Below are 8,941 nucleotides of genomic sequence, written 5' to 3'. Positions count from 1 at the left end.
CGCGAAGGCCTCGCCCGGGTCGGCGCCGGGGAGGTCGGCGGAGGCCCGCTTCGGGGCGGCCTCCCCGGCCGGGTCGCGCGCCTCCACCTCCAGGGTGCTCCCCCCGTCGGCGCGGATGCGCATGCAGACGCTCACGCCCCGGCGCTCCAGCTCGCCGGCGGCGGTGTCGAAGAACACCTCCCGGAACAGCTCCAGCTCGGGCGGGCCGCCGGGCACCCCCCCGGGCGCCGGGTCGGAGGCGATCCGGTCCAGCACCCCGGCGGCGGGGGCCTCGAAGCGGAGGACGCGGGGCTCGCTCATCCCGTACCCGGCGCTCAGAAGGGAAAGCGCAGTGCGGCGTACAGCTCGTCCCTCTCGCCGTGGGCGAAGAGGAGGCTCGCCACCGCGGAGCGCTGCAGGAAGGCGAACCACACCCCGCCCCCCAGCGCGGTGTGCCACCGGTCGGAGCGCTCGCCCTCCAGGTACACCCGCCCGGCGTCGGCCAGCGCGGTGACGCCCAGGTCGCCGCGCACCAGCAGCTTGGTGTAGACGAGCGGGACGCGCAGCTCGGCGTTCCCGTACACGGCCGCGTCCCCGGCGAAGCGCTGGAAGGGGTAGCCGCGGAGCGTGCGCGAGCCGCCGACGAAGGCCGCCTCCTGGAAGGGGAAGTCGCCCCAGGCGCGCGTCGCGCCCGCCCGCAGGGCCAGGACGGGGGTCCGCTCCCCGCCGGGCGAGAGGTAGGCGTTGGCCTCGGCGTGCGTCCGCCCGAAGGGGCCCTCCACGTCCCACCCCAGGGGGTAGGCGGTCCCGCGCGCCAGGAGGCGGAAGCCGCTGCGGGGGAAGACCGCGGAGTCGCGCCGGTCCCACTCCGCCTCCGCCTGCGCCCCCACCTCGCCGAACGACTCGGCGCCGCGCGGGCGGAGCGTGGCGGCGGGCGTCCCGGGCTCCAGCTCGGGGTCGTACCAGCGGAGCACCGGCCCGAAGGAGAGGCGCGTGCCGTCCGCCGGGAAGCGGTGCCAGAGCGGCTCCAGCGCCAGGTGGGAGTGCCACACCTTGTAGCGGTCGCCGTCCCCCCCGCCGGGGGTCTCGTTCCCGAAGCCGTGGAAGCGGGTCACCTCCATCTCGGAGAGCCGCGCGAAGAGCGTCAGGTGGTCCGGGGAGGCGACGCGCCGGAAGTCCGCGTTGTACTCCAGGGCGAGCCGGTCCTCGAGCGGGGCGTAGATCCCCTCCAGCGACCAGCGCGTGGCGTACGGGTGCCGGCGGAAGCCGTAGCGCGTGACCTTCGGCCCGACGGACACCACCGGCCCCACGTTGGACCTCCACCCCACGCCGGGGGTGAAGAGCGAGGCGGAGAACCCCCAGTCGCGCGGCGGGTCGGTGAGGTTGCCGCGGGTGTGCTCCGGGCGCTCGTAGCGGCGCCGGTCCACGCGCGTCCCGCGGCCGGGGACGAAGCGGTTCTCGCCCCGGTCGTCGTAGAAGGCGGTGCGCGTGCCCAGCACCTCGGAGCGGTCCTCGAAGGTGTCGTCGCCCCCGCCGCCGATCACCCGCACCAGGATGCTGCGCCCGGCCCGCCCGTGAACCACGGCGCGGTCGTCGCCGCCGTGCAGGTGGATGCGCACCTCCCGCGTCTCTTCCGGGTCGAACCGGCGGCGGAAGAAGGGCTCCCGCGCGGGAACGCCCCCCTCCAGGAGGAAGATGCGCACCTCCAGGGCGCCGTCGGGGAGGCGAGCCACGTCCAGCAGCTCGTCGCGGTCGGTGGAGTGCACCTCCGCCTCCAGGGCGAGCTGCGCGTAGAAGCGCCCGGCCACGAAGCGGAGCCGGTCGCGCCGGCCGCGGAGCGCCTCCCGCAGCTCGTCCGCGCTGAGGCGGTAGTACTCCGGGGGCATGCGGCGCAACGCGGACTCGATCACCTCGTCCGTGATGCGCGCCTGCAGGCCGGCCGCCACCGCGTCGAAGTCTTCGCGGGTGAGGTCCGACAGGAAGCGCCGGTCCAGGTGCTGGGCGTTGATGGTGAGCCCGTAGAGGTTCCCGGGGAACCGGGGCCCGTAGAGCACCGCCTTGGGGTAGATGGACTTGGCGAGGCGCACCGCGGCGCCGTCGTAGTCCACGAAGACGTAGTCGCGGTCGCGGGGGATGGCCCGCCACAGGTGCTGGCGGCCCCGGTCGAAGCGCGCCCACTGGTACTGGTCGTCGTGGCGGTCCCAGTCGCCGAAGAGGAGGTCCATCAGCCGCCCGGCCAGGTAGTCGCGCGAGTCCAGCCGGTGCTCGGGACCCTCCTCCAGGTCGTCGATGAAGTTCTCGGTCTTCTTGATCCGGTCGGCGCCGGCCCACGCGGGCGCCGTCCACAGTGCCTCCGGGCCCCGCTCCGCTTCCTCGTCGTCGTCCCGCACGTTGGCCGGCGAGCCCTCGCGCGGCTGCTCCCTCTCGCCGTCCTCGCTCCCGCCGGCCTTCTTCTTCTCCTTCTCCCCGGGCCGTTCCGGCTCGTTGGGGCGCACCTCCAGCCAGCCGAGCATCCCCGCGAACTGCTCGCGGAACCGCCCCAGGCGCGCATCGTCCGGCATGACCACCAGTCGCGGGGAGACGTGCAGGACCCCCGCGGCCTCCAGCAGCCGGTCGGACACCAGCGCGGCGGCGGGGTGGAGCGAGCTGACCTGGTCCTGGATGACGTCGTCCACCACCGTCTCCTGCAGGTCCGGGGAGAGCGCGCGGGTGTGGTCCTTGTTCACGGAGCGGAAGGCGTACTCCCGCCCGTCGGCGCCCTGGAAGCGCAGCGAGAGGGTCTGGTTCCCGCCGCCGGTCCGGACGGGCGTGAGCCCTCCGGCAAAGCGTACCAGGTCGAGCAACTCCACCCGGACCGGGGTGGTCCAGAGGTGGCGGTAGTCCTCCCCGAACAGGAGCCTCCACGCGTCGCTCGCGGCGTACTCCGGGCCCGCCACCACCGTAACGGAGTCGGCCTGCGCGTGGAGCGCGCCCGGGGCGAGGAGTGCCGCGAGGACGAGGGCGATTCCGCCGATCCTACCGCTCTGCATCGTTTTCCCGTTCGATCGAAGCTGCTGCCGGAGCCGGCTCGCCGCGCGGGCGCTCCAGCCAGGCCGAGTAGTTCTCCGTGGTTTCGCCCTCGGCGTCCACCAGGATCACCGCCAGCCGGACGCGCCCGTCCCGGAGGATGCTGAGGCGCATGAAGCCGCTGGCCCGGTTTGCGTAGCGGGTCCCGGTGATCGCCCGCACCTGCGTGATGTGCCCGTAGATCCCGCCGCCGCTCACCAGCAGGTAGCGCGCCGGGTCCCGCCGCAGCACCTGCAGGTTGTGCTCGTGCCCCGCGGCGTACACCAGCGGCGGCTCCGGGACGAAGGCGGTGGACAGGACGCGGATCATCCGCCGGTACCCGGAGCTCGACACGTCCTGGTCGCCGAAGCCGCCCTTCCGCGCCCAGGGGTACAGGGGGAACACGTACGTGGGCCAGTCGAAGTACCCCCCGTGCTCCCCGCCGGACACCAGCGGGTGGTGGGCCACCACCACGGTGGCCCGCCGGCCGGCGCTGCGGAGCACGGCGCGGACGGAGTCGATCACCTGCTGGTCGCTGACGGCGGCGCAGCCGCTGGAGGCGGTGCGGGGCTTGGGCCCGTCGTGCAGCCACCACTGGGTGTCCAGCGCCACGATGCGCACCTCCTCGCCCACGTCCACCACCTCCGGGCCGGGGCACCCGCCGCGGGGGAGGTACTCCGCCAGCCCGTTCCCGCGATCCAGGACGTACTCGGCCTGGCGCTGGACCGCGTCCCACCCGCCGTTCCCGCCGGCCTCCCAGTCGTGGTTCCCGGGGACGAAGAGCCCGCGGGTCCGGGTGTCGCGGAGCACCTCCACCTGCTCGTCCAGGATCCGCTCCGCCTCCTTCCGGTACGGGTGCCCCTCGGGGGGGAGCCCCGCCGGGTACACGTTGTCTCCCAGGAAGACGACGTAGCTGCGGTGTGGGTCCCACCGGAGCGTGCGCTTCAGCGCCTGGAGCACGGGCTCGCCCCGGGGCGCCGGGAGCCCGGCGTCCCCGATCAGGAACAGGTCCAGCGCCACCGAGTCGGGGGAGACGGCGCCGATCACCTTCCCGAGGTTGTAGACGGGCTTGGCGCACCCGCCCGCGAGAAGCGCCGCGACCGTCGCGGCGCACAGAGATCGGATCACGCGGCTCACTGGCTTCCTTCCTTCTTGTCCTTGTTCTTCTTCTTGCCCTTCTTCCCCTTCTTGCCGCGCTTGCGCCTGCGGATCCGGAACGGGATGTACTCGGCCGCGGCGAGCTGCGTGGACCAGCGCTCGTCCAGCGCGCCGACCAGGTCCACCGGCATCACCTTCTTCTTCAGCCGGATCACGTACTCCAGCGTGGAGATCTCGCGGTCCCGGGCGACGATGTCGGAGAGCATCCAGTCGCTCGCCATGTCGCCGAGCGCCTCCTGCACCGTCTGCCGGGCCAGGGTGGGGTCGGGCGAGTGCACCAGGAGGATCCCGTCGGAGCGGAGCTGGTCCGCGTCGTCCAGGAGCCGCCGCCGGATCTGCCGCTGCGCGTCCGGCGACTGGGCCACCAGGAGATTCCCGTCGCCCACGGAGAGGATCCCGGTGCGCGCGTAGCTCCCGCTGTAGATGGAGCCGACGTTGTACCTCCACAGGACCAGGACCACCACGTTGAAGACCAGCGACATCATCAGCGCCACGTCGAGCGCCTGCACCCCGGCGGAAAGGCCGATGCCGATGGCGAGGAAGACGTAGACGGCGTCGCGCGGGTCCTTGAGCGTGTTGCGGAAGCGGACCGCCGCCACGATCCCCGCCAGGCTGAAGGCCAGCGCGATGCTGTTCTTGACCACCATGGCGATCCCGGCCACCACCACCGGGAGGATGATGACCGAGCGGACCAGCGCCGGATCGTACCGGAAGCGCTTGACCCGCATGTAGATCCAGGCCACGGGCACCACCAGCGACAGGGCGCCCAGGATCACCAGCAGGGTGATGAGCGCCCGGTCCACGGTGGCGTTCAGCGTGGGCAGCAGCGTGTCGCCGATGCCGCGCACCGAAACGGAGGTGAGGACGTCCACCCCCTCCGCGCCGCCATCGGGGGCGATGTCGGGCTGCACGAAGGCCCGCCGCACCGTGGGGACCAGGGTCACCAGCGCCGCGTCCACGGCGATCAGCAGCGCGTAGTAGACGAGCAGGAGGAGGAGCGGGAGCTGGCGGAACGCGTCGAGGCGCCTCCACCGGCTCGCTCCGCGCCGCCGCTTCGGGGCGGGCGGGAGCGCGGGTGCCGGGGGCGCGGCGGGGCGGGGGGGCTCCCCCTTCCCGTCGCGCCCGGCATCCCGCGGTTCGTCCTCCGGCCGCGTGGTTCCGGTCAGGAGGGTTTCGGACTCGGGTCGCTGCTCGTTCCGGTCGTTCTGCATCCGTGTCGTTCGCCTGGGCGCTTCGCGGAATGCCGCGCCCGCCGCGCCGCTCACTAGCAGGATCCACGCCGCACTCGCGCGCCTGTTCCCCGGCGCCCCGGAGCGGTATCTTTCCGGGAGGCGGGCGACCGCCCCCGCCCGCCTCCGCAGCGACCCCTTTCCGGCACCGCATGCGCGACACCGCGGCAACCCCCGGCACCGCCGGCCAGGGCGGCGCCCCCCGGCGCATTCTCCTGGCCGACTGCGACATGTTCTTCGTGCAGGTGGCGAAGCTGGAGGACCCCGAGGGCGTGGGGCGCCTGGAGCTGGTGCTGGTGGGCGGGCGCCCGGAGGAGCGCGGCGTGGTGACCTCCGCCTCGTATGGCGCCCGCCGCTTCGGGGTGCGCTCCGGGATGCCGACGTCGCAGGCGGTGCGCCTCTGCCCGGGCGCCACGGTGGTCCCGGTGCCCCGGGGTGCGTGCAGCCGCCGCTCCCGCGAGGTGGAGGCGGTCCTCCGCCGCTTCGCCCCCGTGGTGGAGGCGGCCTCCATCGACGAGTTCTACCTGGACCTCACCGGGACGGAGCGCCTCTACGGCGGGGAACCGCTGGAGCGCACCGCGGAGCGGATCCGCCGCGCGGTGCGCGAGCAGGCGGGGATCTCCATCTCGCTGGGCGGGGGGACCACCCGCACCATTGCCAAGATGTCCACCCGGCTCGCCAAGCCGGAGGGGATCCACGTGGTGCCGGCGGGGGAGGAGCAGGCGTTCATGCTGCGGTGGGAGGTGCGCGACCTCCCTTCCGTGGGGCCGGTGATGGCGGAGGAGCTGCGCCGGCGCGGGGTGCGCACCGTACGCGAGGCGCTGGCGGTGGACGAAGCCACGCTCTCCCTGTGGCTGGGGGAGAGCCGGGGGCGCTGGCTCTTCCAGCGGGTGCGGGGGATCGACCCCACCCCCGTGGGCGAGGCCGCGGAGACCAAGTCGGTGAGCCACGAGCGGACCTTCGCCGCCGACCTGAAGGGCGACGACGAGATCGAGGCCGAGCTGCTCCGCCTGGCGACGGAGACCGGCGCCACGCTGCGGCGCAAGGGACTGCGCGGCCGGACCGTCACGGTGAAGGTGCGCGACGGGGACTTCCGCGACCGGCAGGCGAGCCGCACCCTCCCGGAGGCGGTGGAGTCCGACCGGGCCATCCACGACACCGCCCGCGCCCTCCTCGCGCGCCTCCGCGAGCAGCGCCGCACCCCGGTGCGGCTGCTGGGGGTGGGCGTCTCCACCCTGGCCGCCACCGACGCGCCCGGCCAGATGGCGCTCTTCGACGCCGCCTTCGTGGAAACGGAGAAGGACCGCTCCCTCTCCCGCGCCGCGGACGCGATCCGCGCCCGCTTCGGAGCCGGCGCGCTGCAGCCCGGCCGCATCCTCGGCGGACGGCCAGGGAACAGGGAATAGCCCGCTACGGTCCCGCCTGACTTCCGCACCCTCGCACTCCCGCACTCCGTCCAAGCTCCTCCGCAACCCGACCCCAGCCCCTTCCGTATCATGACACAGGACCCCGGTCGTGCAACCGGTCCTCGGAGCCCGCGGAGGCCGTCCGGCCCCCGGCGTGTGGACTCGACCTCAACCTTTCCAGGAGTCAAGATGAAGTCAGGGATTCTGGTCACCGTCGTCGTCGGGATCGGCCTGCTGGCCGGTCTGGTGCTGGTGCTCGGCGGGTGGACGGTGGTGGACTCCACCGAGCACTGCGTCCTCACCCGCTACGGCCGCGTGGTGGAGCGGAAGATGAGCACGGGGCTGAACTTCACCCCCTTTGCAAACGCCACCTGCTTCAGCATGACCGAGCAGAACTTCCCCCGGGGCGCGGACGACAAGGAGACGATGGAGGCGCAGACGCGCGACCCGGTCACCGTGCTGGGTGACGTGGCGATCGTCTACTCGTACGACCCGGGGACGATCTTCGAGGTGTTCATGGAGAAGCGCTCCCCGGAGGCAGTGGAGACGGAGATCCGCAACTCCATCCGCGAGGGGTACCGCAACGCGCTGTCGGGGTGGACGGTGGCGGAGATCTTCTCGGCGCGGCGGCCGACGCTGTCGGACTCGGTGCGGGCGCACATCCAGCGCAAGGTGGGCAACCGCGCACAGATCCAGCAGGTGTTCGTGCGCGACATCAAGATCCCGGAGCAGATCGAGCGGCAGCGGATCGCCGCGGCGGAGCAGGCGCAGATCCTGGACCGGGCGCAGAAGCAGTTCGTCATCGACTCGGTGAACGCGGCGGCCCTGGTCATCAAGGCCCGCGGCGAAGCGGAGTCCAAGCAGCTCCAGGCCCGCTCCTACGAGGCGAACCCCCGCCTGATTGAGCTGGACATGATCAAGGCGTGGTCCACCGGGATCGGCGAGGCGTGCAAGGGGGTGCAGAGCTGCGTCCTGGGCGGCTCGGTGGTGGACTCCTGGCGCGGCGCCCGGCCGTAGGGAGGGAGGAGAGCGATGATGCCCGTAGCGATCCTGCTGGTGCTGGTGGGGGGCGCGCTGGTGCTGGCCTTCTCGGCGCTCTTCGCCCGCATAGGCAAGCTGGAGGGACGGATCGAGAGCCTGGAGCGCAGGCACGCCGACCTGATGGGGATCGTCTCCGACGTCCTGATCGAGCCGGGGCGGAGGGAGACGCTCGAGCCGCGCCTGCGGAACCTGCTCTCGGATCGGTAGGAGGGGAGTGCGAAGTGCGAAAACGACGCCCCCGCCGGGATCTCCCGGCGGGGGCGTCGTCGTCCAGCCTCCACCCGGCGGTTGGAGCCGATCAAATCCGTTCCCCTCTCCGTTCTGGACGGATGGGAGCCGCGCCGCTGGCGAATGAGTCTGCTTGGTGGTAGAGTGGAGTCATGCCTACGATCAAGGGGGTGCCCGGTCCGTACCGGCTGTTCTTCTTCAGTTTCGACTGCAACGAGCCGACGCACGTGCACGTTCAACGCGAGAACGACATCTGCAAGTTCTGGATCGAACCGCTGACGCTCGCCACGAACCACGGCTTTTCGGCACGGGAACTGAACCGCGCACGTCGGACTATCGAAGACCACCTCGATCGCATCAAGGAGGCGTGGGATGAGCACTGTGGAAACGACCGAGCCGCTGATCCGTGAGGTGCGGGTCACGGACGAGGAGATCATCGCCGATCTTCTGGACGGCCGCAGGATCAGCGTGCCTCTCGCCTGGTCATGGCGTCTGTGGGAAGCGAGCCCGGAGCAGCGGGCGAACGTCCGGATCATCGGCAACGGCCAGGGCGCTCACTGGCCCGACGTGGATGAGGACATCAGCGCCCGTGGCATGCTGACGGGAGTCCCGGCGCCGCGTCCGAAGCACCTGGTGTAGCCCTCAGAGGCTGTGAACAAAGTGGCATGGAGTTGGCGTGTGCACAGGAGGATGGCACGCCAACCCTACCCCAGCGATCCGACGGACGCCCAGTGGGCGGTGGTGCGCTCCGTCCTGCCCGCGGCCAAGAACGGGCGCACGGGCCGACCGCGCACGCACGAGCTGCGCGAGGTCTGGAACGCGATCTTCTACCAGGCGCACAACGGCTGTACCTGG

10 protein-coding genes are annotated in these 8,941 nt (G+C 72.4%); 6 read left to right on the top strand and 4 right to left on the bottom strand.

Annotation, left to right across the window (positions count from 1 at the left end; translation table 11 throughout):
- The 4 genes from VGR37_17220 to VGR37_17205 form a co-directional block, all read right to left on the bottom strand.
- A partial coding sequence (locus tag VGR37_17220) for a hypothetical protein (protein ID HEV2149152.1) occupies nt 1-300 on the bottom strand: 300 nt, incomplete at its 3' end.
- 14 nt (nt 301-314) lie between these two features.
- Nucleotides 315-3,008, bottom strand: a complete 2,694-nt coding sequence (locus VGR37_17215) for a BamA/TamA family outer membrane protein (protein ID HEV2149151.1) — start codon at nt 3,006-3,008, stop codon at nt 315-317.
- Nucleotides 2,995-4,152, bottom strand: a complete 1,158-nt coding sequence (locus tag VGR37_17210) for a metallophosphoesterase (GenBank protein HEV2149150.1) — start codon at nt 4,150-4,152, stop codon at nt 2,995-2,997. Before VGR37_17210 ends, VGR37_17215 begins: the two co-directional genes overlap by 14 nt.
- 5 nt (nt 4,153-4,157) lie before the next feature.
- Nucleotides 4,158-5,393, bottom strand: coding sequence for a DUF4956 domain-containing protein (locus tag VGR37_17205; GenBank protein HEV2149149.1), 1,236 nt, complete (start codon nt 5,391-5,393; stop codon nt 4,158-4,160).
- Between the two features lie 170 nt (nt 5,394-5,563).
- Here VGR37_17205 and VGR37_17200 point away from each other — a divergent pair, with 170 nt between their 5' ends.
- The 6 genes from VGR37_17200 to VGR37_17175 form a co-directional block, all read left to right on the top strand.
- Nucleotides 5,564-6,817, top strand: a complete 1,254-nt coding sequence (locus tag VGR37_17200) for a DNA polymerase IV (GenBank protein HEV2149148.1) — start codon at nt 5,564-5,566, stop codon at nt 6,815-6,817.
- Nucleotides 6,818-7,006: 189 nt separating this feature from the next.
- Entirely contained in the window at nt 7,007-7,834 is an 828-nt protein-coding gene (locus tag VGR37_17195) for an SPFH domain-containing protein (GenBank protein ID HEV2149147.1), read from the top strand.
- 18 nt (nt 7,835-7,852) lie between these two features.
- Nucleotides 7,853-8,065, top strand: a complete 213-nt coding sequence (locus VGR37_17190; GenBank protein ID HEV2149146.1) for a hypothetical protein — start codon at nt 7,853-7,855, stop codon at nt 8,063-8,065.
- A gap of 173 nt (nt 8,066-8,238) precedes the next feature.
- Nucleotides 8,239-8,496: a DUF4160 domain-containing protein gene (locus tag VGR37_17185; protein ID HEV2149145.1), complete on the top strand. Its 258-nt coding sequence runs from the start codon at nt 8,239-8,241 to the stop codon at nt 8,494-8,496.
- Nucleotides 8,459-8,725 (top strand): DUF2442 domain-containing protein, encoded by a 267-nt coding sequence (locus VGR37_17180; GenBank protein HEV2149144.1) that lies wholly within the window; start codon nt 8,459-8,461, stop codon nt 8,723-8,725. Before VGR37_17185 ends, VGR37_17180 begins: the two co-directional genes overlap by 38 nt.
- 51 nt (nt 8,726-8,776) lie before the next feature.
- Nucleotides 8,777-8,941, top strand: a 165-nt coding sequence (locus tag VGR37_17175) for a transposase (protein ID HEV2149143.1), incomplete at its 3' end; no start/stop codon positions are given.

The organism is Longimicrobiaceae bacterium, from assembly GCA_035936415.1.
Lineage (GTDB): Bacteria > Gemmatimonadota > Gemmatimonadetes > Longimicrobiales > Longimicrobiaceae > JAFAYN01.
This window is presented reverse-complemented; position numbering and strand designations above follow the sequence as displayed.